This window comes from Chitinophaga pollutisoli (genome assembly GCF_038396755.1).
In the GTDB taxonomy this organism is placed as follows: domain Bacteria; phylum Bacteroidota; class Bacteroidia; order Chitinophagales; family Chitinophagaceae; genus Chitinophaga; species Chitinophaga pollutisoli.
Genome location: NZ_CP149822.1, coordinates 2,938,409 through 2,954,928 on the forward strand (window position 1 = coordinate 2,938,409; position 16,520 = coordinate 2,954,928).

Below are 16,520 nucleotides of genomic sequence, written 5' to 3' on the forward strand. Positions count from 1 at the left end.
TTGGTGTGACTGACCGGGTATTATAACCTGGGGCAGATGAAATATTCCGGTTCGAGGATTCTCCGTTTGCGCCCGATGAACGAAAGCGACACTTCAAAAGCGTTGCTGCCGCTGGCGAGTTTGCGAAGATTGGATGCATTGGCGTCGTAGCTGAGGCCCAGCGTGAAGTTCTTATAATGAAACCCTGCGAAAGGGATCACGGCGTCATTGAAACGATAGTTGGCGCCTACCAGCAGATCAAATTCGAGGTTTACGCGGATCTGGGAATAGATGCCCGCAACGGTTTCTTCCGCATTTCCCTGGCGCATGTACAGGGCGTGTGGCGTAAGGCCGATCATTTCATTCACCTGGATACGCGAACCGCCGTGTACCGTATAACGGACGGGCAACGATTTCGTTTCGTCGTTCTCCGCCACAAATGGATCCTGCGGCTGGGTAAGGTGCGCACCTGCTATACCGATAAAGGGATTGAATTTGTGATTGGGGTTACCATCGAACAGCAGCAGGCCAACGTTGGCGTCGAACACAGTCGAAGAAGTAGCCCGTAGCGATTCGCCGGTGGGAATATTGGGATCGAAGCCGCTTACCGGGTTGTACTGGCTGCCCATCTGGAATTTGGACTGATCCACCCTGCGGCTGATCACGCCTGCCTGAACGCCCGCCACCAGCTGGGTGGTGTTGTTCCGGCCCATTTTCACACCACTATACGAAACAGTAGCCATGGCATTGAAGTAATTGAACCCCGCCGAACCGGCCCGCATGTTGAGCGCGGTGATACCCAGGCCCACGTTCTTGGCGGTAGGCGCATCAAACGAAACACCGCCGGTGGAAAAGGGATCACCGAAGTTCGCCCATTGGTTGCGGTAGTTGCCGCTCAACCGGTAGTCTCCGTCGATTACACCTGCCATCGCCGGATTCAGGAACAGCGGATAGGCGTAATACTGTGAAAAGTGCGGGTCTACCTGGGCGCTGGCAGACTGTAAACTTCCGCAAACCGCGAGCAATGCCACTAAAATTTTATTCTTCATAGGAACGTGTTTTTCGTTTTTGATAGCCGGAACGAAGCATTCACTTCGTTCCGGCAGATGATTTTTTTGCTTTACCTATGTGCAGGATGATTACCTGATAATAGTGATGGTTCCACGTTTATTCACAACCGTACCGTCCTGGAGGGTAGCGCGGAGCACGTAGTTGTATACGCCTACCGGCTGCTTCCTGCCGCTCATCGTACCATCCCATCCGCGTGCGCGTTCTTTCGACTCGAACACCAGCTGACCCCATTGGTTGTACACCCTGAATTCCATCTGGCGGATCGTGGTGCCGTACACATAGAGGATATCGTTGGTGCCGTCGTTGTTCGGCGTGAAGGCGTTCGGAACGAATACAAGGTTACCGGCCGGGTTATCGGTGCTGCCACCGCCCTGGAACCATGCGCTGTTCTGGCATTCGGTGGCCCCTACCGACATCACCTGGATGGTGACGTTCTGGTTTGGTTCGAGACCGCTTACCGTATGCGTAGTGCCCGTTAGGCCCGAACTCGGCTGCGTGAAGGTGATACCGCCGTCGGTAGACACCCTGTAACCCAGGGCCCCTGCGATCGCATTCCAGCTGAAGGTTACCGTGGTAGCCGTTCTGTTGGAAATTGAAATCGTCGGTGCCGGCAGCACTGCGTACACATTGATCGTTATCGCCGTGCGCGCGGCGCTCATGCAACCGCTTGCATTGCTGGCCGATACGTAGTAGGTGGTGGCCGCCGTGAGTGCCGGAGTGGTGAACACCGCACCCGTGAAGATCGGCGTACCGCCCGTTGCAGACGTGTACCAGTTGAAGATAGTGCCCGCCTGCGTTGAGGTAGCCGTGATATCTACCGTGCTGTCGGGGCAAATTGTGTTGGCGTCCGCCGTCACCACCGGAACTACCGGTATGCCGCCTACTTCCGCTCTTGCCGTGGCTCTGCCCGCGCTGGCGCAGGAGCCGCCCACTACCGCTTCTACATACACATTCAAACTGCTGGTCAGTGCGCCCGTAGTGTAGCTCGGCATGGTGCCGGACTGCAGGAGGGTGCCGCCGGAGGCCGCGTCGTACCAGTTGTAGGTCACGTTTGCCACAGGGTTCTGGATCGTGAAGGTAGCGGTAGCGCCGGAGCAGATATTCACCGTGCCGCCGTTAGCCAGTACCGGGGTAGACGGAGCGTCTGCCGGAATGAGGATCACCTGGGCGCGACCATTGCTGGCGCAGCTTCCGCCGAGCAGGGTAGCTTCAACGTATACCGTATCTCTCGCCGTCAGGCCCGCAGGCGTAGTGTAGCTCGATCCGGTGAAGAGGCGGGTGCCGCCGCTCGGTGCGTCGTACCAGTGGTATTGATAATCGGTACGCGCGTTCCTGATTCTGCCGGTAGCTCTCAGCCCGCGGCATACGGTTACTTCACCTTCAACAACCAGTGGCACTGCAGGTCCTGCTGTTACTGTTACGTTCACTGCTGTTCGAACGCTGCTGGCGCAGTTGCCCGCATTCACCGCTTCCACATAGAAAATGTCATTGGAGGTGATGGCCGGGGTGGTGTAAGAAGTGCCCGTTGCCAGGAGCGATCCGCCGGTGGCGGCGTCGTACCACCTGTAAGTAAGGCTGGCCTGCGGGTTTATTACGTTCATTGTAGCCATGTTGCCTACGCAAACCGTTATTGCGGTGGCGTCCACCGTTACAGTTCCCGGAACAGGGTTTACCGTGATGGCAACCGCCGTTCTGGTAGTGCTGGCGCAGGTGCCGTTATTGGATTCAACATAAAGTGTGGTTGATGCGCTGATGGCGTTCAACGTGTAGCTGATGCCCGTAGCCAGCGGCGTACCGCCGGTGAGCGTGCTGTACCAGTTGTAAGTGATGCCGGTTTGCGGCGTCTGGATGCTGAGGCGGACCGTGTCGCCCGCGCAAACCGTGGTACCGCCGATCACTACCGGTTGTGCCGGCGCCGTGGTGGCGATGAAGATCACCTGGGCGCGGCTGCCACTCGGACAATTGCCGGTGTTCATCGCTTCAACGTAAACAGTGTCGCGCATGGTCAGCGGAGCGGCTGCAGTGTAGGTTGCGCCCGTGAAGATCGGGGTGCCGCCTGTCGGTACATCGTACCAGCGGTAGATCACACCAGGTTGCGGTGTCACGCTTGCGGTCGGACGATTGCCTGCGCATACCGTTACCTCACTGTTGGTGACCGTCGGCGTTGCCGGAGCCGGCGTTACCGTTACTGTCACCTGCGTGCGGTTATTGCTGGCGCAATCGCTGGCGTTCACTGCTTCCACATAGAAGTTTGCGTTTGCGGTCAGCACCGGAGTAGTAAAGGACGTTCCGGTTCCGAGCAGGTTACCGCCGGTTGCAGCGTCGTACCACCTGTAAATAAGGTTGGCCTGCGGGTTCGTTACGTTCATCATCGCCGTGCTGCCTGCGCATGCGGTTTTCGCGGTAGCGTCTACCGTTACGGATCCCGGAACAGGGTTCACCGTGATGGCAACCACCGTCCTGGCAGTAGTGGCGCAGGTGCCGTTATTGGCTTCCACGTAGAAGGAAGTGGATGCGCTGATAGCGTTCACCGTGAAGGTGGTGCCCGTTGCCAGCGGTGTTCCGCCAGCTGCGGTGCTGTACCAGCTGTAGGTGATGCCGGTCTGCGGCGTCTGGATGCTGAGGCGCACCGTGTCGCCAGCGCAAACCGTGGTACCGCCGATCACTACCGGTTGTGCCGGTGCGGCCGTGGCGACGAGGATCACCTGGGCGCGGATGCTGCTGGCGCAATCGCCTGCATTGGCTGCTTCCACGTAAATGGTATCACGCATCGTAAGCGGAGCGGCAGTTGTATAACTGTTGCCGGTGAACAGGAGGGTACCGCCGATCGGAGCGTCGTACCAGCGATAGGTAATGCCTGCCACCGGGCTGCTTACGCTCGCCGTGGGGCGGTTACCCGCGCACACCGTTACTTCGGCGTTGGTAACCGTCGGCGTTGCCGGACGCGGCGTTACTGTTACGCTCACCTGGGTACGGGTCGCGCTTTCGCAATTGCTGCTGTTCACGGCTTCTACGTAATAGTTTCTGTTTGCGTTCAGCACCGGTGTGGTGAAGGATGCGCCCGTTCCCACAAGGGCTCCGCCGGTGGCGGCGTCGAACCACCTGTAGGTCAGGTTGGCCTGCGGGTTCAGCACATTCAGCGTTGCCGTGGTGCCAACGCAGATGGATTTGGAAGTTGCATCCACCGTGACAACCGGCGGCGCCGGGTTCACCGTTACCAGCACCGCGGTTCTGCTGGTGCTCACACATCCGCCCGCGTTGAGCGCTTCTGCATAGAAAGTAACGTTGGATGTATGCCCTGTAGCTGAGAAGGCACTACCGGTACCCAGGACACTGCCGCCTGTAGGTGCATTATACCACCTGTAGGTTATCCCTGCAACCGGATTCTGGATCGACAGCCGGATCGTATCGCCCGGACAGATCGATGTCGTGCCGGTTACTACCGGCGTTACCGGGTTGGCGGCAATAGAAACGGTAACGCTTGTGAGGGAGGCGCTGCCGCATCCTGTTGCGTTAACAGCCTGCACAAAGAAGGTGTCGGCTGCATTTACCGGCCCGATCGGGAAGTTGGCGCCCGTGAACAGGAGCGTTCCGCCCGGTTGATCGTACCAATTGTAAGTAATGCCTGCCCCAGGCGTCAGTACGCGGAGCGTATCGCGGCCGCCGCTACACACGGCAACACTGGTGGCCTGTACGGCCGGAACTGAGGGCAGGTTATTGTAGCTGACAAATGCTCTCGCCCTGGCTGAGCTGATACATGCACCCGTACCGATGGCATCTACGTAGTAAGAAACCGTGTCGGTTATAGCCGGTGTTACAAACACCGGACCAGTGAACACCGGCACACCACCCGTCGGTGCCGTATACCATCTGTAGGTGATACCTGCCTGCGGGTTGCGTACGCTGATGGTTGCGGTCTGGTTCAGACATACCGTGGTGGTAGCATTAGTTACCACCGGTACAGCCGGCGGCTGGTTCACGTTCACTGTAGCGGCAACGCGGCCACCTGCATTAGTACATCCACCCGCGGAACGCACCGCTTCCACATAATAAATCGTATTGTTCGAGAGTACAGGCGTCACGAAAGTATTGCCCATGAAGATTGGCGTGCCGCCGCTCACCACGTTGTACCAGCGATACACCACACCCACTGCCGGTGATTGCACACGGAGAGTACCGGTTGTGCCGGAGCAGATCGAAATGCTGTCCAGTTCAAGTACCGGATCCGGCGGCAATGTAGCTACCGTTACGGTTACCGTCGCACGGGTGGCGGTACCGCAGGTACCGTTGTATGATTCTACATAATAAGTCGTATTGACCGTGAGGTTCGGCGTGGTGAACACACTGTCGAGGCTCAGCGGCACGCCACCGTTAGCAGCAGCAAACCAGCGGATCGTATGGGCCGGGTTGGCAGGACGAGCCTTCAGCACTGCGTTGTTACCGATACAGATCGTGGTATCGCCCGCGATGATGGCAGGAGCCGGCGGAACAGGCAGCACGTTCACCGTGGCTTGCGTACGGATCGGGTTTGCGCAATCTGTAGACGCGCGGTAGCTTTCGGCGTAGTAAACGGCAGTGGCATTCAGGACAGGCGTATTGAACACCTTGCCCACAAATACCGGCGTACCACCTGTAGCCTGCGTATACCAACGCACCGTTGCACTGTCTGACGCCGTTGCCGTCAGTGTAGTGCTGGTGCCGGCGCAAATGGTCACGTTGTTGGTTGTGATAACCGGTGACGAAAGCACCCTGTTCGCATAGTACACATTCACGTTCATCAGCGCACCCACCAGGCTGCGGACACGGATCTGAACGCTGGTGTACGGCGCTCCCGGCGCAAAGAGCACCGCTTGCTGGTTGGCGCCGCCCAGCAATACAACACGCAGCAACGAGCTGTTAAGCGTTCTCGTATCGTTGTTGGACGCGGCACCATTGAATGATGTAATCTCGATGCGGCCCAGCGCCGTGGCATCCAGCAGTCCGCCAGGCGTGGAGAAACGGAGTTTCACCGTATCGCCCGCCGCGGCAAGGCCGCCGAAGTTCAGATTATAGGTTACATCGCCCGCCACACCTACAGGAATGGAGATATTGGCGAAGTTGGTCGTATCATTGTCTACCGCGTTGTCCGGATTATTCACTGCGCACAAAACGCAAATACCGTTGATGCTCGAAGTAGCGGCATTCGCGAAGTCGCAACCTGGGTTGAAGTCACGGTTCACATTCACCGTTACGGCCGTCCGGTTAGCGCTGGCGCAACCTCCGGCAGACACGGCTTCCACATAATACGTCGTCGTATTCGCCAGTTGCGGCGTGGTGAAGGACGTACCGGTATGCACCGCAGTTCCGCCGGATGCCGTCGTATACCAACGATAGGTATAGGCCGCATTCGGAGCCGTGATGCCCAATGTCGCCGTCAAGCCGTAATCCACGATACCGCTCGCCGGAACGATCGTTACAGCGGGAGACGCAGGCAGTGCTTCCACCGTAATCGTTACCGAACGGGGCGTTGCACTCACGCACTGACCGCTGGAAGCCACCACATAATAGGTCGCATTCGCACCGAGCGCAGGCGTCGTGAATACGGGACCGGTAAACACCAGGTTCGTCAGGCCGGCATCGCTGTACCACAGGAAAGTAACACCCGGCGTTGCGCTCGAAGCCGTCAGTACGGCAGAAGTCCCGAGGCAGACCGTGGCATTGCCCGGCGTTACATCCGGCACTTCCGGACGTTCGCTTACATTTACCTGCACCGCCGTCCTCGTTGCGCTGGCGCATCCGCCCGCAGAAACCGCCTCCACGTAATAGGATACGGAACTGTCGAGCGCAGCCGTGATGAAATCAGCACCGGTGAACACGGGCGTTCCACCACTCTGCTGCGTATACCACCGGAAGGTAGCGCCCGCAGGACCGGTAGCCCTCAGCGTTGCCGTTGTACCCGCGCAGGTATTAACCGTAGCATTCTCTACGGTCGGAGCAGCAGGCGTAGCACCTACCGTCACCGTCGCGGTCACTCTGCCACCCGCATTCGGGCAACCACCGGTGGAGCGGATGGCTTCCACATAATAAATAGTTGTTCCGTTCAACGCTGGCGTGATGAAGGTGGTGCCTTCAAATTCAGGCGTCCCTCCTGTCAGCGTAGTATACCAACGATACACGACACCGGCAACCGGCGCAGGGATACGGAAAGTCGCATTGGCGCCCGCGCAAATACCCAGGCTGTCAGCTTCCAGAACCGGAGCCGGCGGAGCCGTGCTCACGGTTACCATTACCGACGTGCGGGTAGCGGATCCGCATTCGCCGTTGAATGCTTCAACATAATAAGTCGTATTGGCCGTGAGGTTCGGCGTGGTGAACACGCTGTCGAGGCTCAGCGGCGTACCGCCCGTTGCGGCTGCAAACCAACGGATCGTGAGGGCAGGGTCGGAAGGACGTGCAATCAGGATCGCATTGTTACCGGCGCAGATCGTTGTATCTCCAGCGATGATGGCCGGCGATGCAGGGATCGGCAGCACGTTTACAGTAAATGCCGTGCGTACGGGGTTTGCGCAATTCGTGGAAGCACGATAGCTTTCGGCATAGTAAGTAGTGGTAGTACTGAGAGCAGGCGTTGTGAACGTCTTGCCGGTGAATACCGGAGTACCGCCCGTTGCCTGGGTGTACCAGCGAACCGTGGCGCTGTCAGACGCCGTGGCCGTCAGGATCGTGGTGCCGCCTGCGCAAATGGTGCTGTCGCTTGCGGTGATTGTCGGCGGAGCCAACAATCTGTTCGCATAATAAACGTTGACATTCATCAACGCACCCACCAGGCTGCGAACCCGCAGTTGGATGCGATTGTAGCTGGCACCCGGTCTGAAGAGCACCACTTGTTGGTTGGCGCCGCCCAGGAGCTCGACGCGCAGGAGCGAGCTACTCAGCGCCCTGGTATCGTTGTTGGATGTTGCACCATTGAAGGAAGTAATCTCGATGCGGCCCAGCGCCGTGGCATCCAGCAATCCACTTGGTGTGGCGAATCGCAGTCTCACGGTATCACCCGCGGCGGCCAGCGACTGGAATGTCAGGTTGTAAGTCACATCGCCGGCAACACCTACCGGGATCGAGATATTGGTGAAGTTGGTAGTATCGTTATCCACCGCGTTGTCGGGGTTGTTCACCGCGCACAACAGGCAAACGCCATTAATGCTGGAAGTAGCCTGGTTGGCGAAGTCGCAGCCCGGGTTGAAGTCGCGGTTCACATTTACCGTTACGGCCGTCCGTGTGGCGCTGGCGCAACCGCCAGCGGATATGGTTTCGGCATAATAGGTAATGGTATTGGTGAGTTGCGGCGTGGTGAAGGAATTACCCGTATGAACAGGGCTTCCGCCGTTAGCCTGCAGGTACCAGTTGTAGGTAGCGCCGGCTTGCGGAGTCGTGATCGACAGCGTGGCCGTCTGACCGTATTCCACCGTGCCCGTTGCCGGATTGATGGACACGATCGGCGCGGCGGGCGCGGCTTCTACCAATACGCTAACCGTGCGCGCAGTAGTGCTTGCACATTGGCCGCTGGCGGCTACAACATAATAGGTCGTATTCGCGGTAATGGCAGGTGTATTGAATACGGCGCCTGTGTGTACCAGGTTTGTCAGGCCGGCATCGCTGTACCATCTGAAATCTACGCCGGGCGTAGTTGAAGTGGCGGTGAGCGTTGCGCTTCCACCCAGGCAGACCGCGGCGCTGGCCGGCGTTACATCCGGTGTAACAGGCCGGTCGGTTACGTTCACCTGTACCGCCGTCCGGGATGCGCTTGCGCAACCTCCCGCGGAAATGCCTTCCACATAATAGATCACCGAACTATCAAGCACCGGCGTGGTGAATGCGGCACCGGTAAATACCGAAGCGCCACCCGTTGCCGAAGTGTACCAGTTGAAGGTAGCGCCGGCGGGGCCGGTAGCGCGCAGCGTTGCCGTGGTACCCTCGCAGGTAGTTACCGTCGTACTTTCCACGGTCGGCGCAGCAGGAGCGGCGCCCATCTTCACGAACGCTCGCGTCCGAACCGGATTGGCGCAATTCGTGGATGTTTTTACCGCTTCCACATAGAACACGGAATCAACCGAAACAGGTCCGGTAGTGAAGGATGTGCCCGTTGCAACCGGCGTACCGCCTGCGGCAGTAGTATACCAGCGGAAGAGCGTATTGGGCTTCGGCGCCACGTTGAAAGTAGCCGTTCCGCCTGCGCAGGTCGTAACCGTATCCGGCGTTACATCCGGCACGGCGATAAGCCGCTGCGCGTAATGAACATTCAGTGCGGAAATCAGTGTAGCCACGCCGGAATTGAGGCGCACTTCCACCCGGTCGAACACCGCTGTGGGCGCAAACGCAACAATCGCCTGCGTGTTGCCCGCCAGGAGGCGAAGGCTGATCAGGCTGTTGTTCAGCGCCGTACGGTCATTATTGTAAGTCGTTCCATTATAAGTTGCGATCTGTGTTCCCCCCAGCAACCCTACATCAGCCAATGAAGCCGGGAAAGAAATCAGCAACCGTACGCTGTCGCCCGCGTCGCTGGACGACGGGAAGATGAGCGTCTGCTGCGCATAAGCGCCCAACAGGCCTGCCACAACATGCAGCGAAGACCCTGAAGTGGTGCTCGCATCCACCGCTGCGCCCTGGTTATCAACGAAGCATCCGATGCAGATACCATTTACATTGCTCACCTGCGTAGTGGCAATATCGCAGGGAACGTCCGGGTTGGTGATCGTTACGTTCGCTACTACCGCCACACGTTGGGCGCTCGCGCAACCCGTCGCATTCATGGCTTCCACATAATAGGTGGTCGTGGATTGCAGTGCGGGTGTAGTGAAACTCGGACCGGCAAACAACGCCGTTCCGCCCACCGGCACATCGTACCAGCTGTAAGTAAGCGCAGGATTCGGATTGTCTACCGTGAAGGTAGCCGTGCTGCCTTGCGGGATGGTCACGGAATTAGCCGTTACCGTCACATCTGCCAGCCCCACTTCCACCACTACCGGTACCCTCGTTTCGCTGGGGCAATTGGTTGTACCGGATACCGCTTCGGCATAGTATACCGTATTGGCGGTTATCGCAGGCGTAACAAAAGATGCGCCCGTCGCCAGCGGCGTTCCGCCGGTTGGCGTGCTGTACCAGCGCACCAAATTACCCGCCGCCACAGTGGCGTTCAGCGTGGCAGTCTGACCGCTGCAGACGTTCACGGTATCAGCCGCAATCGCCGGGCGGGCAGTTATCTGCTGTACATAGAATACATTGATTTCATTGAGTGCCGAAACCACACCGGTCAGGCGGATTTCCACATTATCGTACGCGGCAGAAGGAACGAATGACACCACGCTGCGGGTACCGCCGTTCAGTAATTGTACATTCAACAGGCCGCTATTCAATAACCTAACATCCGCGGCATTCTCCGTAGTCCCCATTCTCGGACGTACCGACGTTCCCGCCAGCAGGTTAAGATCGAGAAGCCCCGTAGTCGAACCCACCACCACACGGATCGAATCACCGATCGTGCTGGGCTGGGCAAAGGAAATACGCTGGTAAACAGATCCGCCCAGCAAGCCAACAGGCAGATGCAGCGAGGAAGCCGTTTCAGGATTATCATCCACCGCAAGCCCTGCATCATCCACACCGCACAACAGGCAAAGGCCCAGGGTACCGGTAGAAGTGGAAACCGTGCCCCGGCCGCAAGACAGATCAGGACTACCCGGACCAACCGTCACCGTAATGGGAACGCTGGTGCGGATAAAGCTCGTCAACCCGTCTGGCGTTGCCGCCTGTACATAATAAGTTTTATCCTTCAGCAGCGTCGGCGTATTGAAAGTAGCCGTGGTGGCCACCGGCACTCCGCCAGTCGGTGTTTCGTACCAGCTGAACGTTGCGCCGGGGAAACGGATCGATGCATTGAAGGTTGTATCGTTTCCGAAAGGAACGGTGGCGGCAGGAGGTACAACGGTAACCGGTACAAACGCGGCTGCTTCATACACATTGAGGCTTCCCAACGCGGTTACCAGTCCGTTCAGATCAATCCTAACGCCGTCGAATCCGGCCGTTGCGGGTATTACTACTTTGAATTTGCTCACAGCGCCGGTCACATCCAGCCCCAGCGCCTGGAGATTCACCAGGTCGGCGTCGAGCGTGATGGGATTGCCATTCGGCGTGCTTCCATTATAAGTTTCCACGCGGATGCCGGAAAGCAATTGCGCGCTCAGCGTTTGGCTGGGTACACCCAGGAACAGCGCGATGCTGTCGCCCGCCTGGTAGGTTCCGGGGAATTTAACCAGCTGTCCCACCGATCCCAACGCGCCAACGGCCATCGTGATTTGTGAAGCAGTCGTCGTATCCTGGTCCACCGCCAGACTCGGGTTCGCTACGCTGCAGCCCAGGCAAACGCCGCCAACCAGCGGGCTCTGCTGCGCGTCGCCATATGTCCACAAGGGACCAGGGCCCGCATTCGCCGTTACCGTGGCCGAAGTGCGCGAAAAACTGCGCTTACCGTCCGACGGGGTGAATGCTTCCGCAAAATAAGTTTTGGTACGGGTAAGAACAGGCGTCGTAAATGCCGCAGCATTTCCAACGGCCGTGCCGCCTTTCATCGCCTCAAACCACGCGTAAGTGGCGCCTGGCGCGCGAACGCTGGCGGTCATGGTAGCGGTGGCGCCGGAAGCGATCACCGGTGCAGGAGGCGTAATGGTCAGCGGCATAAAAGCAACCGCCTCATACACACGCAAGCCATTCAACCCTGCCAGCGCTGCCGACAGGCCGATGCTTACACCATCGAAAGCCTGACTCACCGGGAAGGTCACACGGAATTTGCCCGTGCTGCCCACACCGAGGCCCAGGGGCTCCAGCCTTACGAGGTTGCTGTTCAACGCAATGGCGTCGCCGTTGGGCGTGGCGCCGATATAGGTTTGTGCGGTCAATCCGCCCAAAGCGGTCAGGCTGAACAACTGATCCGGCAGTTCCAGGAACAGCGCGATGCTGTCGCCCGATTGGTAAACACCCGGGAAGTGGATGACCTGTGAAACACTGCCCAGTGCGCCCAGCGGCATACCGATCAGCGAGGAAGTGGTGGTATCCTCATCCACTGCGTTAGCCGCGTCCGTAATGTTGCAACCTACACAAACACCGCCGATCACGGGGCCGTCCTGCGTGGTGCCATATGTCCAGAGCGGACCGGGGCCGCCACCCACGTTAACGGTTGCCATGGTGCGCACGTAGCTCTTCTTGCCATCGGGCGTGCTGGCTTCCACATAATAAATGGTTTGGCGGGAAAGATTCGGCGTATTGAAAGTAGCCCCCGTAAATACGGATGTACCGCCGGTGGGCGAAGTAAACCAGTTGAAAGTTACCGGAGCCAGGCGGTTTGCCGCGGCAATGGTGGCGGATGTATTGAGGGGTATGGTTTGAACCGGAGGCGTTACCGTAACAGGCACCATGGCCGTGGCTTCGTACACTTGCAGATTGCTGAGACCGCCAACTACAGGGGCCAGCGAGATCTGCACCGCGTCAAAATCCGCACCCACAGGAAGCGTCACCCTGAATTTCCCGGTTGCGCCCACCGGAATACCCAGCACCTGCGCATTGGCGAGCGCTGTGTTAAATGCGGCGGCATCGTTGTTGGAAGCGCTGCCGCTGAATGATTCGATGCGGATGCTGTTGAGCAGTTGCAAAGACAGGAGCTGCCCCGCCGGGATGCCCAGGTCGAGGATGATGCTGTCGCCCGGATGATAATTGCCCGGGAAGCGGATCAGCTGGCCCGCGTTGGAAAGCACACCCAACGGGATATTGATCGTAGATGCGGTGGTCGTGTCTTCGTCGATCGCCAGTTCCGGGTTTTGTACGGTGCAACCCAGGCAAATGCCACTCAGGACAGGACTGGTTTCCGTATCGCCGTAAGACCACAGCGGCCCGTCGGCCCCGCCAACCGTTACCGGCACGGCAGTACGCACATAGCTGGTTACGCCGCCGGCCACTGCTTCCACATAGTAAGTGGTACTGCGGGAGAGGTTGGGTGAATTGAAAGTGGCGCCCGTGCCAACCGGGGTACCGCCCGTGGGCGCTGTATACCAGTTGAAGGTGGCGCCGGCAGGACGAACCGTTGCGCTGAGGCTCGCTGATGTACCATATGGGATCACCGCAGGGTTCGGCGTCACAGATACCGGGATCATCGCCACCGCTTCATAAATACGCAGCGTCGCCAATTCGGCTAAAATGGCGTTCAGATTCACCTGCACCGCGTCGAATGAACTGGAAACGGGAACGCTGACGCGGAACTTCGGTGTACCGCCCAGCCCAACGCCCAGCGCCTGCACATGAATGAGGTCGGTGCCAAGGCTCAAAGCTGCGCCTGCGGCGGCCGTACCCAGGTAAGGCTGCAGGGAAATGTTGGTAAGGAGGGATTTCGTGTATAATACGCCGGGCAGTTCCAGATCAAGTATAATGCTGTCGCCCGACTGATAAATACCGGGGAATTTGATCAGCTGTCCCACCGTGCTGGCAACACCCACGGGCGACGACAAGGTGCTGAAGGTCGCAGGGTCGCCGTCTACCGCGTTGAGCGGATCGTTTACCGAGCAAAGGAGACAAATGCCGCCGAGCTTCGGGCTTTCTTCCTCGAAGCCGTAAGACCATAAAGGTCCGGCGCCGCCGCCCAGGTTCACGGTGGCGAGGGTACGGGTAAAGCTCGTTTTGCCGTCAGGCGTGCTGGCAGCCACATAATAGCGGGCCCTTGCCGTGAGGTTGGGGGTATTGAAAGTGGCGCCCGTAAATACCGGGGTACCGCCCGTAGGAGTGGTATACCAGTTGAAAGTGGCCGTGGAAAGCCGGTTGGCCGCGGTGATGGTGGCGGAAGTATTGTAAGGAACGGTTTGCGTAGCTGGGTTCACCGTCACGGGGATAGTGGCGGTGGCTTCGTACACTTGCAGGTTGGTGAAACCGCCGATCAACGGGGTCAGTGAAATTTGTACCGCGTCGAAGTCGGTGTTGACGGGGAGGCTCACGCGGAATTTACCGGTGGGGCCTACGTTGATGCCGAGGGCCTGCGCATTGGCGAGTGCGGTATTGAAGGTGGCCGCGTCGTTATTGGCGGTGCTGCCGTTGAACGTTTCGATCCGGATGCCGCTGAGCAGCTCCAGCGAAAGATTCTGACCAGCAGGAATACCGAGGTTGAGAATGATGCTGTCTCCCGCGTGGTAATTGCCGGGGAAGCGGATCAGCTGGCCGGCGTTGGACAATACGCCGACGGCAATATTGATGGAAGACGCGGTGGTGGTATCCTGGTCCACCGCGAGTTCAGGGTTCGAAACGGAGCAACCGAGGCATACGCCGCTGAGTACGGGGCTCGTTTCCGTATCGCCATACGTCCACAGCGGGCCGTCGGCGCCGCCAACCCTTACGGGCACTGCGGTTCTGGTGTAGCTGGTGATGCCGTTGGCAACCGCTTCTACATAGTAAGTGGTGCTGCGGGTAAGGTTGGGTGTGTTGAAAGTAGCGCTGGTGCTCACAGGCGAGCCGCCGGTGGGCGTGGTATACCAGGCAAAGGTTGCGCCGGCCGGGCGCACGGTGGCGCTCAGGCTGGTCGATGTTCCGTAGGGAACAACCGGGGCCGCGGGGCTCGCGGCCACGGGAATCATGGCTACTGCTTCATATACACGGAGGGTTCCAAGCTCTGCGAGCAAGGCGTTGAGGTTCACCTGCACACCGTCAAATGCGGCGGTGGCGGGAATGCTGACGCGGAATTTGGGTGTTCCGCCGAGGCCGAGGCCCAGCGCCTGGACGTGGATCAGATCCGTGCCAAGGCTCACCGCCGCACCGGCAGTGGCTGCACCGAGGTAAGGCTGCAGGCTGATATTGGTGAGGAGGGATTTGGTATACAATACGCCTGGCAGTTCCAGGTCGAGGATGATGCTGTCGCCGGGTTGGTAAATACCGGGGAATTTGATGAGTTGCCCCACCGTCGAAAGCGCGCCCACGGGCGAGGAAAGGGTACTGAATGTGGCCGGGTCCGCGTCAACTGCGCTTTCGGGGAGTTTACCGAACAGAGCGCACAGATGCCGCCGAGTTTGGGGCTTTCCTGCTGATCGCCGTAGGACCAGAGCAGGCCAGCGCCGCCGCCCACGTCAACGGTTACGCCTGTACGCAGAATACTGGTAAGGCCATCGCCCGTGGTAGTGGCTTCCACATAGTATTTGTTCACGCCGCGGGTGAGTACGGGCGCATAGGTGGCGCCGGCGGAGAGGAGGGTTCCGCCGGTGGGAGCGTCGTACCAGCGGAAGGTCGCCGCACCGAGTCGGTGAGCGGCCGTCATGGTCGCGGGCGCGCCGGCGGGACTGATAATAGGATTAGCGGCAGGTGTAATGGTAACAGGCACCACGGCGGCGGCCTGGAATAATTGCATGTCGTAGGCGAGGCTCACGAGCCCGCCGAATGTGATGGCCACCTGGTCGAACTGGCTGGTGATGGGAATCACCGCCCTTCTTTTTCCGGTGGCGCCAATACCGAGGAGCTGAACATTGACGGCGGTGCCGAGGCGCACGTCCTGGCGGGCGGTAGCGCCGCCGCCGAGGTAAGTCCTCACGCGCACGTTATTCAACACGGAAGCGTCAACGATCCCGGAGGTAGTGAGTGCGAATTCGACTACGAGGCTATCGCCGGGTTCGTAGGTTCCGGGGAAAACAATGCGTTGCCCCATATCCGCGACAAGGCCTACTGCCATATTATAAAGGGCAGCGGTATTGGGATCATTGTCGATGGCGTTACCGGCATCGGAGATGGAGCATCCGATACAGGTAAGGGAGATGATGTTGGTAGCTGTGGCACCGCGGGAGTAGATGGGTCCGGCGGCGAAGAAACTACGTACAGCCGTCGCATTTAGCCATGAAAGGCGTGCGTCGTCATGCAACATGGGGGAACGCCCGAACCATTCTTCGGGCAAAGTGGCAGGGGGTTTCTCCGGATACCACCAATATTGATTATATGCTGCGGGGGAGGCAGCGCGCGCGTTTCCGCCCCATCCTAGCACGAGGGCTGCGGACAGCAGGAAGAGAAAGCGCAATAAGCAATTCGGAGTAACATTACAACTCATACGACAATGGTTTGGGTTTATTAAGCTTGTGTTGATCTGTCTGGCACGTGCGGGAAGCGCTGCATGGTTTTTTGGTTGAAACAGGTTTCCCGGTCAAACGACGGTGGCTGCAGAGGCTATGAAAAAGAGGAATGTCTGTCAAAAAGGTTCAGGATACAAAGCCGCGCTTTACAGTTTTTGATAGGATGCATTCTTCGGTTTATTCATGGATTCTCGAAGCGATCGAGATGCTAAATTAACTGGCCGGGGAGTGGAAACGATGGGCCATTCTTATCCATTCCATTCAGAAAACAATGACATTGTTCATTATTGATTTTTCTGTTCATTTTGTTCATTTTTAAAATACATGAACAAATTCAAATCATATTTTGTATCTGGGGCT

At 58.5% G+C, this 16,520-nt stretch carries 3 protein-coding genes; all 3 read right to left on the reverse strand.

Annotation, left to right across the window (positions count from 1 at the left end; genetic code table 11):
• Positions 1-20: 20 nt before the first annotated feature.
• The 3 genes from WJU16_RS12115 to WJU16_RS12125 all read right to left on the reverse strand — a co-directional run bounded on the left by WJU16_RS12115 (position 21) and on the right by WJU16_RS12125 (position 16,138).
• Positions 21-1,028: a PorP/SprF family type IX secretion system membrane protein gene (locus WJU16_RS12115; RefSeq protein ID WP_341838567.1), complete on the reverse strand. Its 1,008-nt coding sequence runs from the start codon at positions 1,026-1,028 to the stop codon at positions 21-23.
• A 90-nt stretch (positions 1,029-1,118) separates the two neighbouring features.
• Positions 1,119-14,687, reverse strand: coding sequence for a gliding motility-associated C-terminal domain-containing protein (locus tag WJU16_RS12120; protein ID WP_341838663.1), 13,569 nt, complete (start codon positions 14,685-14,687; stop codon positions 1,119-1,121).
• A gap of 167 nt (positions 14,688-14,854) precedes the next feature.
• Positions 14,855-16,138 (reverse strand): hypothetical protein, encoded by a 1,284-nt coding sequence (locus WJU16_RS12125; RefSeq protein ID WP_341838568.1) that lies wholly within the window; start codon positions 16,136-16,138, stop codon positions 14,855-14,857.
• Between the last annotated feature and the right edge of the window lie 382 nt (positions 16,139-16,520).